Source organism: Pseudomonas sp. LBUM1661 (assembly GCF_059695925.1).
Map to the genome: position 1 here is coordinate 6,718,093 of NZ_CP166794.1, position 17,772 is coordinate 6,735,864.

13 protein-coding genes are annotated in these 17,772 nt (G+C 60.4%); 9 read left to right on the top strand and 4 right to left on the bottom strand.

All coding sequences use genetic code 11. From position 1 onward, the window contains the following. Window positions 1-54 precede the first annotated feature (54 nt). The 4 genes from ACA057_RS30955 to ACA057_RS30970 all read right to left on the bottom strand — a co-directional run bounded on the left by ACA057_RS30955 (window position 55) and on the right by ACA057_RS30970 (window position 3,244). Window positions 55-300, bottom strand: a complete 246-nt coding sequence (locus ACA057_RS30955) for a GlsB/YeaQ/YmgE family stress response membrane protein (protein WP_010465333.1) — start codon at window positions 298-300, stop codon at window positions 55-57. Window positions 301-410: 110 nt separating this feature from the next. After that, entirely contained in the window at window positions 411-1,493 is a 1,083-nt protein-coding gene (locus ACA057_RS30960; protein WP_497344836.1) for a 5-(carboxyamino)imidazole ribonucleotide synthase, read from the bottom strand. 11 nt (window positions 1,494-1,504) lie between these two features. After that, complete coding sequence (gene purE, locus ACA057_RS30965) at window positions 1,505-1,996, bottom strand: 5-(carboxyamino)imidazole ribonucleotide mutase (protein WP_017341565.1); 492 nt, start codon at window positions 1,994-1,996, stop codon at window positions 1,505-1,507. A gap of 330 nt (window positions 1,997-2,326) precedes the next feature. Beyond that, the gene (locus ACA057_RS30970; protein ID WP_497344838.1) at window positions 2,327-3,244 is read right to left on the bottom strand and encodes a LysR substrate-binding domain-containing protein; all 918 of its coding nucleotides are present in this window, start codon (window positions 3,242-3,244) and stop codon (window positions 2,327-2,329) included. A gap of 180 nt (window positions 3,245-3,424) precedes the next feature. Here ACA057_RS30970 and aspA point away from each other — a divergent pair, with 180 nt between their 5' ends. The 9 genes from aspA (at window position 3,425) to ACA057_RS31015 (ending at window position 17,475) form a co-directional block, all read left to right on the top strand. Next, entirely contained in the window at window positions 3,425-4,849 is a 1,425-nt protein-coding gene (gene aspA, locus ACA057_RS30975) for an aspartate ammonia-lyase (RefSeq protein ID WP_059403822.1), read from the top strand. A 501-nt stretch (window positions 4,850-5,350) separates the two neighbouring features. Further along, window positions 5,351-6,802, top strand: coding sequence for an alanine/glycine:cation symporter family protein (locus ACA057_RS30980; RefSeq protein WP_497344840.1), 1,452 nt, complete (start codon window positions 5,351-5,353; stop codon window positions 6,800-6,802). A 138-nt stretch (window positions 6,803-6,940) separates the two neighbouring features. Next, window positions 6,941-7,945 carry an asparaginase gene (locus ACA057_RS30985; protein ID WP_497344842.1) on the top strand — a complete coding sequence of 335 codons (1,005 nt, stop codon included), beginning with the start codon at window positions 6,941-6,943 and terminating at the stop codon, window positions 7,943-7,945. A 100-nt stretch (window positions 7,946-8,045) separates the two neighbouring features. Next, window positions 8,046-8,348 (top strand): transposase, encoded by a 303-nt coding sequence (locus ACA057_RS30990; RefSeq protein WP_497342247.1) that lies wholly within the window; start codon window positions 8,046-8,048, stop codon window positions 8,346-8,348. Continuing rightward, complete coding sequence (locus ACA057_RS30995) at window positions 8,345-9,181, top strand: IS3 family transposase (protein WP_497342245.1); 837 nt, start codon at window positions 8,345-8,347, stop codon at window positions 9,179-9,181. Before ACA057_RS30990 ends, ACA057_RS30995 begins: the two co-directional genes overlap by 4 nt. 161 nt (window positions 9,182-9,342) lie before the next feature. Beyond that, window positions 9,343-10,338 carry an AraC family transcriptional regulator gene (locus ACA057_RS31000; protein ID WP_497344844.1) on the top strand — a complete coding sequence of 332 codons (996 nt, stop codon included), beginning with the start codon at window positions 9,343-9,345 and terminating at the stop codon, window positions 10,336-10,338. Between the two features lie 267 nt (window positions 10,339-10,605). Then, complete coding sequence (locus ACA057_RS31005; protein ID WP_497344846.1) at window positions 10,606-11,637, top strand: histone deacetylase family protein; 1,032 nt, start codon at window positions 10,606-10,608, stop codon at window positions 11,635-11,637. Window positions 11,638-11,649: 12 nt separating this feature from the next. Further along, window positions 11,650-12,750, top strand: a complete 1,101-nt coding sequence (locus ACA057_RS31010; RefSeq protein WP_497344848.1) for a polyamine ABC transporter substrate-binding protein — start codon at window positions 11,650-11,652, stop codon at window positions 12,748-12,750. Between the two features lie 153 nt (window positions 12,751-12,903). Further along, window positions 12,904-17,475: a dermonecrotic toxin domain-containing protein gene (locus tag ACA057_RS31015; protein WP_497344850.1), complete on the top strand. Its 4,572-nt coding sequence runs from the start codon at window positions 12,904-12,906 to the stop codon at window positions 17,473-17,475. The last annotated feature ends 297 nt before the right edge of the window (window positions 17,476-17,772 follow it).

The following is a 17,772-nucleotide window of genomic DNA, read 5'->3' on the forward strand; positions in this document are numbered from 1 at the left end:
CGAGCATTCTAGCCCTCCACGCGCGTTTGGCAGAGAGGGCTTTGTCGCGTTGAATCAGTTCTTTCTGATCAAGCCGTAGATCACCAGCAACACCACCGCGCCGACCAGCGCACCGATGAAGCCTGCACCTTCGCCGGCGTGATAGATGCCCAGGGCCTGACCGCCGTAAGTGGCCGCCAGCGAACCGCCGATACCGAGCAGGATGGTCATGATCCAGCCCATGCTGTCATCGCCCGGTTTCAGGAACCGAGCCAGCAGGCCGACGATCAAGCCGATAAAGATGGTTCCGATAATTCCCATGGCATTTCCCTCTGGTTAAGTGGCTATGCGAAAGACTAGTCAGACTTTCGCATACTGCCATGAGAGAACGGCGGCCCCTGAATGGTTCCGCCGCGGCCACATGAAACTGTTTATTCGGCGATGAGCGCTTCGACCTTGAGGATCTGCGCGGCCAGTGTCTCGCGGTCTGCGCAACGCAGGTTGGCGTGACCGACCTTGCGGCCGACCTTGAACGCCTTGCCATAGTGATGCAGATGGCAATCGGCAATGGCCAGGACTTTCTCGGTCTCCGGCACTTTACCGATGAAGTTCAGCATCGCGCTTTCGCCAACCTTGGCGGTCGAACCCAGCGGCAGGCCGGCAACCGCCCGCAGGTGGTTTTCGAACTGGCTGCACTCGGCGCCTTCGGTGGTCCAGTGCCCGGAGTTGTGCACGCGCGGAGCGATTTCGTTGGCCTTGAGGCCGCCGTCGACTTCGAAGAACTCGAACGCCATCACGCCGACGTAATTCAGCTGCTTGAGCACGCGGCTGGAGTAGTCTTCAGCCAAGGCTTGCAACGGATGGTCGGTGCTGGCCACGGACAGCTTGAGGATGCCGCTGTCGTGGGTGTTGTGAACCAGCGGATAGAATTTGGTTTCGCCATCGCGGGCACGCACGGCGATCAGCGAGACTTCGCCGGTGAATGGCACAAAGCCTTCCAGCAGGCAAGCGACGCTGCCCAGTTCAGCGAACGTACCGACCACATCTTCAGTGGTGCGCAGGACTTTCTGGCCCTTGCCGTCGTAACCCAGGGTGCGGGTTTTCAGCACGGCCGGCAGACCGATGGAAGCTACGGCGGCGTCCAGATCGGCTTGCGACTGGATATCGGCGAACGCCGGAGTGGGAATCCCCAGGTCCTTGAACATGCTCTTCTCGAACCAGCGATCGCGGGCGATGCGCAGGGCTTCGGCACTCGGGTAGACCGGGACGAATTGCGAGAGGAACGCCACGGTTTCGGCCGGGACGCTTTCAAATTCGAAGGTCACCAGATCGACTTCATCGGCCAGCTGGCGCAGGTGATCCTGATCGCCGTAATCAGCCCGCAGGTGTTCGCCCAGCGCAGCGGCGCAAGCATCCGGCGCCGGGTCCAGGAAAGCGAAGTTCATGCCCAGCGGAGTGCCCGCCAGCGCCAACATGCGACCCAACTGGCCGCCACCGATTACACCGATCTTCATCGTCAACAACCTCAGGCGATGCGTGGGTCTGGATTTTCCAGGACGCTGTCTGTCTGCTCAGCACGGAAAGTTTTCAGCACCGCGTGGAACTGCGGGTGCTTGGCGCCCAGAATGCTTGCCGAGAGCAGGGCTGCGTTGATCGCGCCGGCCTTGCCGATGGCCAGGGTCGCAACCGGAATGCCCGCCGGCATCTGCACTATAGAGAGCAGCGAATCGACGCCCGAGAGCATCGACGACTGTACCGGCACGCCCAGTACCGGCAGGTGGGTCTTGGCCGCACACATGCCTGGCAAGTGGGCCGCGCCACCGGCACCGGCGATGATCACCTCGATGCCACGCGCCTCGGCTTCTTCAGCGTACTGGAACAGCAGGTCCGGGGTGCGGTGGGCAGAGACCACTTTCACCTCGTAAGGGATGCCGAGCTTTTCCAGCATATCGGCGGTGTGGCTAAGGGTGGACCAATCGGACTTGGAGCCCATGATCACGCCAACCAGTGCACTCATCGTCGTGCCTCTTCTCTCTGGGCGCCCGCAGGCGCGTCAAAAAACAACAAGCCACGCAAAATGCGTGGCTTGATTGTACGAATTATGGCCGGGCGAACCGGCCGAAGGCCGCGCAGTATACCGCAATGTGGCAGATAAACAGCCCCCGTGGCGACCATCTGTCATATGGCGCAAAGTGCCGGATTTATTGACCTCAGAGTCAGTCAACTACACACAAATCTTCTGTGGGCGCTGGCTTGCCTGCGATAGCGTCGGTACAGCGAACATTGATGTTGCCTGACACTCCGCTATCGCAGGCAAGCCAGCTCCCACATTTGATCTTCAGTTATCTCAGGAACCGGTTGTACCTTGAGCCGCGCCACCTTCGAGTTTGCGCCAGAGCAACCGCACGTTGGCCTTGCGCACCAGCGCGCAGCGATACAGACGAATCTCCAGCGGCACATGCCATTGCGGGCCGCCGCAGATCACCAGTTCACCGCGCGCCAGTTCGGCGCGCACACTGAGTTGCGGCACCCAGGCAATGCCCAGGCCTTCCAGCGCCATGCTTTTCAGGCTGTCGGCCATGGCGGTTTCGTAGATGGTGGTGAAACGCAGCGCCCGTTGGCGCAGCAGCATGTTTACCGAGCGCCCGAGAAACGCTCCGGCGCTGTAGGCCAGCAGCGGCACGCTGGCTTCGCCTTCCAGATCGAACAGCGGTTTGCCATCAGCATCGGCGGCGCAGACTGGCAGCATCTCGGTCTGGCCAAGGTGCAGCGACGGGAAAATCTCCGGGTCCATCTGCATCGCGGCGTCCGGGTCATAGAACGCCAGCATCAAGTCGCAGCCGCCCTCACGCAGCGCATGCACCGCATCGCCAACGTTAGTCGCGACCAGCCGCGTGGCGATGTTCAAGCCTTCGTTGCGCAACTGCGCGATCCAGCGCGGGAAGAAACCCAAGGCCAGCGAGTGAGCGGCAGCGACCTGCATGACCTCGCCCTGCCCGCCCTCCAGATGATGAAGATGGCGCAGTACTTCGCCCAGTTGCTCGACCACGGTTCGCGCGGTGACCAGGAACAATTGCCCCGCCGCTGTCAGCTCAATCGGTGTGCGCGAGCGGTTGACCAGGGTCAGCCCCAGCGCGGCTTCGAGGCTGCGGATCCGCCGGCTGAACGCCGGCTGAGTCACGAAGCGTCGTTCCGCCGCTTGGGAGAAGCTGCGGGTGGCGGCCAAGGCGCTGAAGTCCTCGAGCCATTTACTTTCCAGATTCATCACGTCCTCCCGGACACGCACCAATTTAGGTCACACGCTCGCCGCACACGCGGCGTCACACGGGCATTATGCCGAATGTGCATAGGCTAGTGTTTAACAGCATTGGCTCTAAATTCTCTACAAGCCTAGCATTTGCGGTGTTCCGGCACAGACCGGGTCCCTATCGAGATGATTTCTATCATGTCCTCCGCTGCATCTTTCCGCACAGAAAAAGACCTGCTTGGCGTACTCGAAGTACCTGCTCAAGCGTATTACGGCATCCAGACCCTGCGAGCGGTGAACAACTTCCGTCTCTCCGGCGTTCCGATTTCGCATTACCCGAAGCTGGTTGTCGGTCTGGCCATGGTCAAACAGGCCGCCGCTGACGCCAACCGCGAGCTGGGTCATCTGAGCGAAGCCAAGCACGCGGCCATCAGCGAAGCGTGTGCACGTCTGATCCGCGGCGATTTCCACGAAGAGTTCGTGGTCGACATGATTCAAGGCGGCGCTGGCACTTCAACCAACATGAATGCCAACGAAGTCATCGCCAACATCGCGCTGGAGGCCATGGGTCACCAGAAGGGCGAATACCAATACCTGCACCCGAACAACGACGTGAACATGGCGCAGTCGACCAACGACGCTTACCCGACGGCGATCCGCCTGGGCCTGCTGTTGGGTCACGACGCGCTGCTGGCCAGCCTCGACAGCCTGATCCAGTCGTTCGCCGCCAAAGGTGAAGAATTCAGCCACGTCTTGAAGATGGGCCGTACCCAGCTGCAAGACGCCGTGCCGATGACCCTGGGCCAGGAATTCCGCGCCTTCGCCACCACGCTGGGCGAAGACCTGGCACGCCTGAAAACCCTGGCGCCTGAACTGCTGACCGAAGTGAACCTGGGCGGCACCGCGATTGGTACCGGCATCAACGCCGACCCGCGTTATCAGCACCTGGCTGTTCAGCGCCTGGCATTGATCAGCGGTCAACCGCTGGTTCCAGCCGCCGACCTGATCGAAGCCACCTCCGACATGGGCGCCTTTGTGCTGTTCTCCGGCATGCTCAAGCGCACCGCGGTCAAGCTGTCGAAGATCTGCAACGACCTGCGCCTGCTGTCCAGCGGCCCACGCACCGGTATCAACGAAATCAACCTGCCAGCGCGTCAGCCAGGCAGCTCGATCATGCCTGGCAAGGTCAACCCGGTAATCCCGGAGGCGGTCAACCAGGTGGCGTTCCAGATCATCGGCAACGACCTGGCCCTGACCATCGCGGCCGAAGGCGGCCAGCTGCAACTGAACGTGATGGAGCCGCTGATCGCGTTCAAGATCTTCGACTCGATCCGCCTGCTGCAACGCGCCATGGACATGCTGCGCGAGCACTGCATCGTCGGCATCACCGCCAACGAAGAGCGCTGCCGCGAACTGGTCGAGCATTCGATCGGCCTGGTCACTGCGCTGAACCCGTACATCGGCTATGAAAACGCCACCCGCATCGCCCGTATCGCGCTTGAAAGCGGCCGCGGCGTGCTGGAACTGGTGCGCGAAGAAGGCTTGCTCGACGACGCCATGCTCGCCGACATCCTGCGCCCGGAAAACATGATTGCTCCGCGTCTGGTTCCGCTTAAAGCCTGATCCGACGCGTTACGTGTAGCACCGCTCACCAGGTCGAGGGACTAGACACCTCTCACCTTTTGAGGGCTTGGGGATTTGTTCCCCAGGCCCTTTTTTTTAACTATTTACAAGCAAACACAGAACCTGTGGGAGCGGGCTTGCTCGCGATGAACGATAACGCGGAGTTCCTGATAAACCGCGGTGCCTGCATCGCGGGCAAGCCCGCTCCCACAAGAACCAGGCGCCATCAACGTCAGGTGTTTCAAAGGCTTCGTTTTCATCGGATGCACCACAACCGTGCAGACGGACGGCACTCTCATAGGTATAGTGCCGCCCCTCTTCGCGTGAGCGGTCGTCGGTAACGAGGCCCAAACCCATGCGAAACCCGAACTAATAACAAACCCGCAATATGAAATCGGGACGAACCTTCGCCTCGCCTGTTTTGCCGTGCGCAAACCGGTGTAACGCGATGTTTCCCACCGCCCAGCATTTGCCTACACAAAAAACAGCGAGGAATACTCCATGCTCGAAGTCATTAACGACTTCCTCTCAGGGAAAGTACTGATCGTGCTCATTGTCGGGCTCGGTAGCTACTTCACGATCCGCTCGCGTTTCGTTCAATTGCGCCACTTCTTCCACATGTTCGCGGTGTTCCGCGACAGCCTCAAAAGCAGCGCCGGTCAACTCAGCTCGTTCCAGGCCCTGATGCTCAGCCTCGCCGGCCGCGTCGGTGCGGGCAACATCGCCGGTGTCGGCATCGCCGTGACACTGGGTGGCCCAGGTGCGGTGTTCTGGATGTGGGTGACCGCGCTGGTCGGCATGTCCAGCAGCTTCTTCGAATGCTCCCTCGGCCAGCTCTACAAGCGCTGCGATTCCGACGGCACGTTCCGTGGCGGCCCGTCCTATTACATCCAGCACGGCCTGCAAAAACGCTGGTTGGGCATGATCATGGCGTTCCTGTTGCTGGTGACCTTCGGGTTCGCCTTCAACGGCCTGCAATCCCACGCCGTGACGCACTCGCTGAACAACGCGTTCGGCCTCGACACCACCTGGACCGGCCTGGCCCTGGCGGTGTTGCTCGGCCTGGTGTTCATCGGCGGGATCAAGCGCATCGCCAAGGTCGCCGACCTGTTGGTGCCGGTGAAAACCCTGGTGTACATCGGCGTGACGATCTACGTGATCGTGCTGCAATTCGACCACGTCCCGGCCATGCTGATGACCATCGTCAAAAGCGCTTTCGGTCTGGATCAGGCGTTCGGCGGCCTGATCGGCAGCGCCATCGTCATGGGTGTGAAACGTGGCGTGTTTGCCAACGAAGCAGGCCTGGGCAGTGCGCCTAACGTGGCCGCGGTTGCGTCGGTCGAGCACCCGGTGGCACAAGGTGTGGTGCAGGCGTTCAGCGTGTTCCTCGACACCTTCGTGATCTGCACCTGCACCGCGCTGCTGATCTTGCTCTCGGGCTTCTACACCCCGGGCTTTGAAGGCGACGGCATTGCCCTGACCCAGAACTCGCTGGCCGCCGTGGTCGGTGACTGGGGCCGGATGTTCATCTCCGTGGCGCTGGCGTTGTTCGTGTTCACCTCGATCCTCTACAACTACTACCTGGGCGAGAGCAACCTGCGCTTCCTGATCGGTGAAAACCGCAAGGCGCTGATCGGCTACCGCGCGCTGGTTCTGGTGTTGATCTTCTGGGGTGCGATCGAAAACCTCGGCACGGTGTTCGCCTTCGCCGACATCACCATGACCCTGCTCGCGTTCGTGAACCTGATCGCGTTGTTCCTGCTGTTCAAGGTCGGCATGCGCATCCTGCGTGACTACGACGACCAGCGTGCCGCCGGGATCAAGACGCCGGTGTTCGATTCGAGCAAATTCCCGGACCTGGACCTGGACTTGAACGCCTGGCCAGCCAACCCGCCAGCCGCCGCCCCTAAAGCCGCAGCTGAGCCGCAAGGCGTACCCGCAGCGCAACGCTGATCGGTAAACGACGGGTGCACAACCTGTGGGAGCCAGCCTGCTGGCGATGACGGACTGTCAGATGACACACTTGTGTCTAACATACCGCTATCGCGAGCAGGCTCGCTCCCACCTGTCATCTCTTGCGGAGACTTCCCCATGGTTCCCAATTCCTTTCCTGCCGCCCAACACGTCATGGTGCTCTACACCGGTGGCACCATCGGGATGCAAGCCAGCGCCCACGGTCTGGCCCCGGCGTCCGGTTTTGAAGCGCGGATGCGCGAGTATCTGCACGGCCAACCTGACCTGGTGGTGCCGCAGTGGCGCTTTCGCGAAATGTCGCCGCTGATCGACAGCGCCAACATGACCCCGACCTACTGGCAGCAACTGCGTGAAGCCGTAGTCGACGCCATTGATGTTCAGGGCTGCGACAGCGTATTGATCCTGCACGGCACCGACACCCTGGCCTACAGCGCGGCGGCCATGAGCTTTCAATTGCTCGGCCTGCCTGCCCGCGTGGTGTTTACCGGCTCGATGCTGCCGGCCGGCGTAACCGACAGCGATGCCTGGGAAAACCTCGGCGGCGCACTGGTTGCCCTCGGCCAAGGCCTGGCGCCGGGCGTGCATTTGTATTTCCACGGCGAACTGCTGGACCCGACCCGTTGCGCGAAAGTGCGCAGTTTCGGGCGCCATCCGTTCAAGCGACTGGAGCGTCAGGGTGGCGGTGTGAAGGCTCCTTCGCTGCCGACACAGTTGAATTACAACCAGGGCAAGCAACTCGCCAAGGTCGGGGTGCTGCCGTTGTTTCCCGGCATCGACGCCGGGGTTCTGGATGGCTTGCTCGACAGCGGCATTCAAGGTCTGGTCCTGGAGTGCTACGGCAGCGGTACCGGGCCGAGCGATAATCCTGAGTTTCTCACCAGCCTGGAGCGGGCGCGGAACAAAGGTGTTGTGGTGGTCGCCGTGACTCAGTGCCACGAAGGCGGTGTGGAACTGGATGTATACGAGGCAGGTAGCCGCTTGCGTGGCGCTGGCGTGCTGTCGGGTGGCGGCATGACCCGTGAAGCGGCGTTCGGCAAGTTGCACGCGCTGCTGGGCACGGGGCTCGAAACCGCTGAAGTGCGGCGCTTCGTAGAACTCGACCTCTGCGGCGAACTCAGCTGACACCACACATAACCCTGTAGGAGCGAGGCTGAACTGGCCTAATGATTTTGGACACCTCAATCGGGCGCTATGATGGCGCCCAAATCTGAGGTGTTTGGATATGCGTAAATCTTATTCCAATGAGTTCAAACTCAAGGCTGCCAGCATGGTGCTGGACGAGGGGCAGTCCGTTCCCGAGGTCTGCACCAGTTTGGATATTGGCCCTACGGCCTTGCGCCGCTGGGTCGATCAGGTTCGTAAGGAACGCTTGGGTTCGACTCCGGTGGGAGCCAAGGCGATTACCGCGGATCAGCGAGAGATCCAGGAACTTAAAGCCTTGCTCAGGCAAAGAGACCGGGATATCGAAATCCTAAAAAAGGCCAGTGCTCTCCTGCTTTTGGACGCCAAAGATCACTCTCGTTGATCTGTGAGCTGGGCGAGCAGTACGGCGTTAACGATTGCTGTCGTGTCTTCGGAATAAACCGCAGTAGCTTTTACGCATGGCGTCAGCGCCAAGGCAAAGTGAGTCCTAAGCGAGAGAGGCTCAAGGCCATGCTGCTCAAACACCACAGGGCGTCGAGAGAGTCTGCGGGTGCTCGTACCTTGGCTAAACAGCTGCAAGCCGGCGGGTATGATGTCGGGCGATTCATGGCTCGCAGCCTGATGCGAGAAGCAGGCATTGTCAGCCGTCAACGCCGGCGCCATAAGTACAAGTCACCCGGCGTGGAAGCTTTGGTGGCACCGCATATGCTCAAACGCAAGTTTGATGTTACGGCGGTCAATCAGGTGTGGTGTGGGGACGTGACGTACATCAAAGTCGGCAAGCGCTGGCTGTATTTCGCGGCAGTTCTGGACTTGTTCGCTCGCCGGATCGTGGGCTGGTCATTTTCGATGATCTCCGATGCCACGCTGACCTGCGAAGCCCTGCGGATGGCGATTGAACTACGCGGTCGCCCAAAAGACGTACTGTTTCACTCCGACCAGGGTTGCCAGTACACCAGCCATAAATTTAGAAATGAACTGCTGGAACATGGACTCCGGCAGAGCATGAGCCGTAAAGGCGAATGCTGGGACAACGCTCCGATGGAGCGTTTCTTTGGAAGTTTGAAATCAGAGTGGGTGCCAGAAGCAGGCTACGGATCGGAACATGAGGCCCGAGCGGATGTGCAGCGCTATGTATCGCGCTACAACATCACCAGGCCGCATAGCTACAACGACTATCGGTCACCAGTCGCCAGGGAGAAGTTGGCGGCGTGAAACCTTAATCGGTGTCCAAGATTACTTGACCAGTTCAAGCTTGCCCGCGAAGGCGTCCTCAAGTACGCCAAAAAGCTTCGCGGGCAAGCCTCGCTCCTACAGGGTTGGGGCTCCGGCATACAACTTGCTGCCGTTCCAGCATCCCAAGGCTGGAACCTCCCATGCTCCATTCCCACCTCACCACGCTCAATGCGGTTTCGTTGGTGCTCAATGTGTTCAAGGCCGAAGGCCTGTCCAGCGCAGCACTGCTTGCGGGAAGCGGCATCAGCGCGGCGGATCTGTGCCGGGCGGACACGCGCATCACCACTAATCAGGAGATGCAGGTCTGTGCCAACGCCGTCGCACTCAAGCGCGATATCGGCCTGGAGCTGGGCCGGCGGATGCACGTTTCGTCTTACGGCATGCTCGGGTATGCGCTGCTCACCAGTGCCACCTTCGGTGACGCGTTACGCCTGGCGATTCGGTATCCCGCGCTGTTGGGAACACTTTTCGAGCTGAGCCTGGAAGAGGACGGCGAGCGGATCTGGTTTGTCGCTGCCGATTACCGCGAAAACCCGGCGCTGGCCGTGTTCAATGCCGAATTCTGCCTGGTGTCGTTGAAAGTCATCTGCGACGACCTCCTCGGCCATCCGCTGCCGCTGCTGGCTGCGCGCTTCGAACATGCCGCCCCCGACTATGAAGCGACCTACGCCGAACACTTCAATGGCCCGCTGCACTTCGACGCGCGGGACAACGCGTTTGCTTTCGACAAGCGTTGGCTTGATCAACCATTGCCATTGGCCGATGTCATCACCCATCAAGCCATGGCTGAACGTTGTCGCAAGCAGAACACCGAATTCACCGGGCGCCAGGCGTGGCTGGGGCGGATTCGCCACTTGCTCAGCGCGCAGCTGCACGCGGCACCCGGCCTGGAAGGCCTGGCCGAGCAGATGAACTGTTCGGCGCGGACGTTACGCCGACACCTCAAGGACCTTGGCTGCAGCTATCAGGAATTGCTCGACGAGTTGCGCTTCGAGCGGGCCAAACACCTGCTGTGCGAGGATCAACTGCCGATCTACCGGATTGCCGAGGCATTGGGGTTCAGCGAAACCGCGAGTTTCCGCCATGCGTTTGTGCGCTGGAGTGGTGTGGCGCCCAGCCAATTCCGCCCCCACTGACAAACCCTGTGGGAGCAGGCTTGCCCACGAAGACGCCAGTACATTCGGCACATCTCCATTGGCCGGACCGCCGCTTTCGCGGGCAAGCCCGCCCCCACAAAGTCGGCATTCCACGCCCCGCCAGAGGGCACACCCGCGCCAATAAGGGGCGAATTTCGGTCAGCTATTTTGGCCATATCTATCCCCTTTTGGCCTTTCCTGCCGTTCTCCCAAACCCCGTCCGCCGCAAGACTGTGTTCAACCGAATCAGCCTGCGGAGAACAAGAAATGCTGACGATCTACTCGGACGATCACCACCTGCACCACGGCCGTTGTGAATTGATGGACGGGCAACTAATGCCCTGCTTCGAAATGCCTTCGCGTGCCGACCATGTTCTGCAGCGCGTGCAGTACCGCGACCTTGGCCCGGTCGAAGCGCCACAGGATTTCGGCCTCGACCCGATCGCACGCATTCACAGTCGCGACTACCTCGATTTCTTCAAAGGTGCCTGGGCGCGCTGGACCGAATTCAACACCGACGGCGACTTGCTGCCCTACACCTGGCCCGCCCGCACCCTGCGCCGAATCATCCCCACCAGCCTGCACGGCCAACTCGGCTATTACAGCTTCGACGGTGGCGCACCGATTACCGCCGGCACCTGGCAAGCGGCGTACAGCGCGGCGCAAGTGGCGTTGACCGCGCAAGCAGTGATCCAACGCGGCGCGCGCAGTGCCTTCGCCCTGTGCCGTCCACCGGGACACCATGCCGCCAGCGATTTGATGGGCGGTTATTGCTACCTCAACAACGCCGCCATCGCCGCTCAGGCCTTCCTCGATCAGGGCCATAAAAAGGTCGCTATCCTCGACGTCGATTACCACCACGGCAACGGCACCCAATCGATTTTTTACGAACGCAGCGACGTGTTGTTCACCTCGATCCACGGCCACCCGGAAGCCGAATTCCCGTTCTTCCTCGGCTATGAAGATGAGCTTGGCGAAGGCGCGGGCGAAGGCTTCAACTTCAACTACCCTTTGCCCGCCGGCAGCGGTTGGGACAGCTGGAGCGCCGCGCTGGAACAAGCCTGCAAAGAGATCGAAAAGTACGGCGCCGACATCGTCGTCGTGTCGCTGGGCGTCGACACGTTCAAGGACGATCCGATCTCCCAGTTCAAGCTCGACAGCCCGGATTACCTGGCCATGGGCGCACGCATCGCGAGCCTCGGCAAACCGACGCTGTTCGTGATGGAAGGCGGCTACGCGGTCGAAGAAATCGGCATCAATGCCGTGAACGTTCTCGAAGGTTTTGAAAGCGCCCAATGAGGAATTAGAACAATGAACAGACTCAAGCGTTTTATCGCTCCCGCCCTGTGCGCCACGGTGCTCAGTGGTGCCGTTCATGCTGAAGAGCGAACGTTGCGCGTCTACAACTGGTTCGACTACATCACCCCCAAGGCTCTGGAAGACTTCAAGACCCAGAACGCCCAGACCAAACTGGTCTACGACATTTTCGACACCAACGAAGCACTGGAAGCGAAGTTGCTGACGGGCAACTCCGGTTACGACGTGGTGGTGCCGTCCAACGTGTTCCTGGCCAAACAGATCGAGGCCGGCGTGTTCCAGCCGTTGGACCGCAGCAAACTGCCGAACTGGAACCACCTCGATCCGAAGCTGATGAAGCTGATCGAAGCCAATGACCCCGGCAACAAATTCGCCGTGCCGTACATGTACGGCACCATCCTGATCGGCTTCAACCCGGACAAGATCAAGGCCGCCCTGGGCGACAACGCGCCGGTGGACAGCTGGGACCTGATCTTCAAGGAAGAGAACATCAGCAAGCTCAAGCAATGCGGCGTGGCGCTGCTCGACTCGCCGTCGGAGATTCTGCCGCTGGCCCTGCAACACCTGGGCCTGGACCCCAACAGCAAAAAGCCGGCTGACTACGAAAAGGCTGAAGCGCTGCTGATGAAGATTCGTCCGTACGTCACTTACTTCCATTCCTCCAAGTACATGGCCGACATTGCCAACGGTGACATCTGCGTCGCGGTCGGTTATTCCGGCAGCTTCTCCCAGGCGGCCAACCGCGCCAAGGAAGCCAAGAACGGTGTGACCGTCGACATGCGCCTGCCAAAAGAAGGCGCCCCGATCTGGTTCGACATGCTCTCGATTCCGAAGGGCGCAAAAAACCCGGAAGACGCTTACACCTTCATCAACTACTTGCTGCAACCGCAGGTGATCGCACCGGTCAGCGATTTCGTCGGCTACCCGAACCCGAACAAGGACGCCACGGAATTGGTCGACCCGTCGATCCGCAACAACCCGAACCTGTACCCGACCGAAACGGCCATGGCCACGCTCTACACCCTGCAACCGTTGCCGCGTGATGCCGAACGGGCGCGGACCCGGGCCTGGACCAAGATCAAATCGGGGACCTGAAACAACCGCTGAAATCGAAGACCCGCACACTCGCGGGTCTTTTTTTGTGCGCACTATTTATCTACCGCCAATCGCCTTCGCCCGCCCACTACCTTGCCCTGATCCGGCGCGGTCCATCGACAGCGTCCTCAACCATCAGCCAAGGATATGGCCATGCCCGACACCTCCCCGCCCAGTGCTGTTGATGTACTGACTCAACTGATCACCGGCCCTTCGCTAACCGAAGTCGCCTCTAATGCCTTGCGTCCCGCGCTCACCACGTTGTACCCACGACTGGACATCGACCCGGCCCTTACCGTGGTCGCGACACCAACCTGGGTGATCGACGGCGAAAACATCGAAGCCGGTCCTTGCGAGTTCGAGCCCCTCACCGATGTGCTGGTTCGCCTCGCGTTGTCTGGCGCAACGGTGGCCTACATCGATGGCGAACACTTTCTCACCGGACAACCCGGCATCGAACCGCCCACCCAGTTCCCGGTAGAGATCGAGGCGATCGGCGCCCGACTCAACGAACTCGCCCCATTGTTATTCACCGCTTACCAGGAACAGCAGATCGATTACTGGAACAATCCCACCAGCCTCGCCCAGCCGCGTTGGAGCCAACTCTCACAAACCTTGCAGCAACTATGGAACGTCAGCGACAACAACGGCTGGGATGCAGACCAGCGGGCAATGGCTCACGCCGTGTTCAATGCCCCCGACAAGACTCAGCGTTTACCCACCGACACATACAACACGCGCGCCTGCCTGATCGACCTCGATATCGGTGACGGCGCCGCTCGTAAACACCTCAACATCCTCGACACGGCTGTATTGGTTGGCACCCTGGGTGACCGCACGCTGATCCTCACGCACTCGATCACGGAAGGTTACCAGCGCTTTGATTCGTTCGATGAGCTGGGTCGGTCGCTGCGCTGGTCAGTGGAAGGTGAGGTAACGGCGCTCAACGTGCGCTGGCGACTGTTCGAACCCGAAGGCAACTTCTTCGATCATCAGGCGTGCACGCTGATTGCGCTGGAATCCCAGGCGATAGGCGCCATCGATTTTTTCCAGCGCCCGGACGACTCGGTTTTCCTTTCGCGACTCGCTGCGACCAACGGCCAGAAGTCGCTGGCCGGGAGCCCAACGGCCCAGTACTCGCATATGGAACATTCGCTGCCACAGTGGCTGGAAAGGGCCGCTCCCGCCGACCAGAGCCGTTACAGCCGTCATTTGCTGGACCTGGTCGCCGTGCAGCGGCAAAACGCCGGGAAAACCTTTCAAGAAGAAATGCCCGGCATCAAGACATTCACCCTGGAGGAGTTGCAGAAGAAAATCAGCCATCCGCCGGCGCGTGACTTCAGGTTGCAAGATGTCGAAATCACCGTCGCCAGCGTGGTGGTCTGGGGCACGTTCGTGCCGCCGGAACATGAGGACACCCTGACCCTCTCGCTCGTCGAACTGGCATTGCAAAACCTGGTGGCGCTGCCGCTGGGGAATAAATCGGTTCGCTATCGGGACAACGCTGCGGTACCGCAATGGATGACCCCTGCTTACCTGGAGGACCTGGTGACCGCGGTCAACATCGGCGAAACCTACCCGGCGATGCTGCAAAACCGTCTGGTCGACGACGCTGCACAAGCCTCACGCCTGCAACAGCTCTACAGCCGCCAACTGCCCATCGAATTGCCGTTGCTGGCATTGCAACAGAAGATCCGCGGCGAGGCCGGCATCGATGAGCAGGGCTATCGCTATGTGGTGGCGGCGCTGGCTGCCGAGCGGGTGGATCGGCAGGTCGACGACCAGGACATCGTGGTTCGCCCGCTGGCGTTCATCACCGGCGAGCACTCCACAGGCGTTGCCAATGAGGTGGTCAACATGTTCGTGATCGGCCCGCGCACCGTGGACGCGGGACCGTGCCTGCTCTACCGTCCACTGCTCGATCCGCCACTGCTGCAATACCCCTCGCCAGCCAACCTGCTGTACGCAATCAAAAACTCGAGAACATTGCGTCAGTCGGTACTCGCCTGGTTACCGGACAGCGTGCGCTTCAATTATTCGCAATATGTTTTTCCCGGCGCGCTGCCGTCGGTGTGGACAGTGCCGCAGTTGCTGATCGATCCTTCGCTGTCTCCGGACTCGACCGGCCCGGTCTCACTGGGCAGTCGCGTGATTGAAAGCGACCTGCTGACAACCTTGTTCAAAGCCAATGCCGATGCATTGATCACTCAGGCGAATAGCCAATCGGTGTCCAATGCCGAGGCGCGCTGGGCCTCCCTCAAACGTGGCGGTTGGGCGCTGTTCAACGTGGCACTGCCGTTTCTGGGGCGCAGCGTGGGTACGGCGGCGTGGATCTGGCAGATCATGGATGACCTGCAAGAAGTGGCTGACGCCGAGGAGCAACAGCAACAGCCCTGGACGGCACTGACCGATGTCTTGCTGACGCTCGCCATGGTGCTCGCCCACCGAGCGGCTGTGCGTGTAAAACCGAAAAGGACATCGCCCGCCATTGCCGCCGAAAAGACGCCATCGACCACGGAAAACACGGAGCCCACCCGTATCGACGCAACCCGCTTGCCGGACCTTCCCGAACATGAACTGCCGCCCAGTCATCAATTGTCGCTGCACGACCTCGGCGCGCTGGAGCGATCGCGACCGGGGCTGGGCGACGTGCTCGACAGCCTGAAAGTCAGCGAACCTGAAGGACTGACGACGCCGCAAACCGAGGGTTCGCACAAACACCTGAGTGGTGTCGGGAAAAAATGGTATGCCCGGATCGGCAGGCGTTGGTTCGAGGTTGAGCTCAACGACAACGACGACGTGCAGATCATCGACTCACGCCAACAACCGCCGCGACAGGGGCCATTGCTGATCAATGGCGCCCGTGGCGAATGGTTTGTCGACCTTCGCTTGCGCCTGCGCGGTGGCGGACTGAGAAGTCGGCGCAAGCAATTGCAGCAACAGAATGAAGCGCAGTTGCGTAAAAAGAAGGTGGACATCGCAGCGTTCGATGCCGGACTGCAAGGCAAGCGGCTGCAACTGGTCAACATCCGGCGCGCCATGCTGGAAGCCACGCCGGAGACGGCCGCTAGCGCACGCCAGCAATTTCTCGACACCCTCGAATCACAGGTGCAGGAATACAGCCGCCACCTCGAAGACCTGAAGGCCCTGAACCTGCTCGAAGCGGTGCCCAACTATCGCACGGCGATGCTCGACCGGATTTCCCTGCAGTTGTTCCTCATGCAGGCCTGGATGGACGAGCGTTACCCCGAGTTTCGCGAGAGCCTGCGGGTTACCCTGGAATTGCTCGACGAGGTGGACAACGAGGCCACGGCTGATCGCTCCGAGCCCTTTGTGAAGATGACCGACCTGACCCAAGGGATCATCGACAAAGTCGAGTTCGCGCAAACCCGCTTCGCGGAGCTCAGCCTGTTGGGTCGGGAAGCCGCCGAGGTCAGCCGTCAATACCAGGCCAAACTTCCACCGTTCTCATTGCAGGATTTGAAGCTGCTGCAAATCACCCTGGGCCAGGAACTGTGTCTCAAGGCTGAGCCTGGAGAGTTCCGTGAACAGGCGCGGGCGGCGCTGGAAAGCCTGGTCGAGGATGCGTCGCTGAACATTCAGAGCGCGTTGGACCTGAGCGCGGATGAAAGCCTGAATCAGCTGGGTGAACGCGTCGAGGCGCTGAACAATCTGGTGGAACAGTTCGATGTGATCGACCAGCGATTCCTCGATCTTGTCGCGGAGTTTGCCCAGTACCTGAACAGCGAACGCCTTGAGCAGGTGCGCCAGCGCGTTGCCGAATTCCACCAGGTCGCTGTGCAACAGCTGTCGACTCTGCTACGTGACCAACGCTTGGTGGAGCCGGTCGCCCGGCCATCAAAAGTGCCTGCGACGCCGGCAAGGAAAATCATCAAGACCCGTTACAAAGGCACGCTTGTCGGCCAGCCACGTCGCAATGATGGCGGGCAGGAAGGTGATCTGGTCGATGTGGTGGCGCCGCTGACGGGCAAGGTGATCGCGACCTTTCACGAAAAATCACCGGGGGTCTGGCTTGAAAGGGTCCCGGCAAAAACGCCCGCACCGCCCAAGGCAAGACCCGATCTGCCGAAAAGTTTGCTGGCCGGCCAAACGCTGCTCGATGAGTTGCCGGCGTTCAGCCAGCGCACCCAGGCGCATATCCGTCGGGCACAGCGCAATCCAACGGAAATCGAGGAGATCTACTACCTGCATGCCAATCGCTTGCGTGAGGCCATGGCCAAAATCGATCAGGCCCTGACCTCCGGCAACCACACGGAAAGCAAGAGCGCCTCCGCCGCAACCCTGCGCCGGCAACTCGACAGTGAAGCGACTGCGCTTTACGCCAAGGGGCGCGCTACCCGAATCGACATGACCAAACAACAGGCCCCGACGGCGGCGCGGGTCGAATGGCTGATCGGTAAAGGCGAAGTGACGATTGGCAAAGCCAGCGAGCGCCGCCGGCTCAAAGGCCCGCGCAAAGACTATTTGACGGAGTATGAAATTCTCGACAAGCAATCCAAAAAGGTTCTTTGGTATGCACATTTTCACTACGACAACCTCAGCGATCCGCGGGAATCATTTACTGCAGCGCATCTGAAAACCGTTGTTCAACGCAAGCTCGGCGGCGCTTTTGACTGGCGCGAAAGCGGTAGCAATCAGGAGTTGATCGAGATCCACCGCAGCGCCATCAGCCGTGTGCTGGCCAGTGCGCTGTTTTTCTCCTGAGCGTTTTGATTGGGGGGCATATCCGTTTTTCGGTAATGGCGGCTATTTAGTCACTTAAAAGTAACCAAGGGCTCTTGCCCCTTTGATCAAAAGCTGCAGGCGAGCTAACCATGCGTATACCCAGCTCCTACAGGGGTGGTGGTTTTTCAGAGGTTGCATGTTTGAGCTTCGGCTTCAGATCTGCCGCCCCTTTCCCAGAGGCCGAACACACGCCCCCCTATAGGAACTGGCTTGCCAGCGAAGGTCGTTAACGATGACGCGTTTCATCAGGAGAAACGTTGCGCATTCGAATCCTTC

What these genes read in the sequence shown, in the direction of transcription:
- ACA057_RS30955 (WP_010465333.1), bottom strand. Translation starts at nt 300, where the DNA reads ATGGGAATTATCGGAACCATCTTTATCGGCTTGATCGTCGGCCTGCTG.
- ACA057_RS30960 (WP_497344836.1), bottom strand. Translation starts at nt 1,493, where the DNA reads ATGAAGATCGGTGTAATCGGTGGCGGCCAGTTGGGTCGCATGTTGGCG.
- purE (WP_017341565.1), bottom strand. Translation starts at nt 1,996, where the DNA reads ATGAGTGCACTGGTTGGCGTGATCATGGGCTCCAAGTCCGATTGGTCC.
- ACA057_RS30970 (WP_497344838.1), bottom strand. Translation starts at nt 3,244, where the DNA reads ATGAATCTGGAAAGTAAATGGCTCGAGGACTTCAGCGCCTTGGCCGCC.
- aspA (WP_059403822.1), top strand. Translation starts at nt 3,425, where the DNA reads ATGTCCTCCGCTGCATCTTTCCGCACAGAAAAAGACCTGCTTGGCGTA.
- ACA057_RS30980 (WP_497344840.1), top strand. Translation starts at nt 5,351, where the DNA reads ATGCTCGAAGTCATTAACGACTTCCTCTCAGGGAAAGTACTGATCGTG.
- ACA057_RS30985 (WP_497344842.1), top strand. Translation starts at nt 6,941, where the DNA reads ATGGTTCCCAATTCCTTTCCTGCCGCCCAACACGTCATGGTGCTCTAC.
- ACA057_RS30990 (WP_497342247.1), top strand. Translation starts at nt 8,046, where the DNA reads ATGCGTAAATCTTATTCCAATGAGTTCAAACTCAAGGCTGCCAGCATG.
- ACA057_RS31000 (WP_497344844.1), top strand. Translation starts at nt 9,343, where the DNA reads ATGCTCCATTCCCACCTCACCACGCTCAATGCGGTTTCGTTGGTGCTC.
- ACA057_RS31005 (WP_497344846.1), top strand. Translation starts at nt 10,606, where the DNA reads ATGCTGACGATCTACTCGGACGATCACCACCTGCACCACGGCCGTTGT.
- ACA057_RS31010 (WP_497344848.1), top strand. Translation starts at nt 11,650, where the DNA reads ATGAACAGACTCAAGCGTTTTATCGCTCCCGCCCTGTGCGCCACGGTG.
- ACA057_RS31015 (WP_497344850.1), top strand. Translation starts at nt 12,904, where the DNA reads ATGCCCGACACCTCCCCGCCCAGTGCTGTTGATGTACTGACTCAACTG.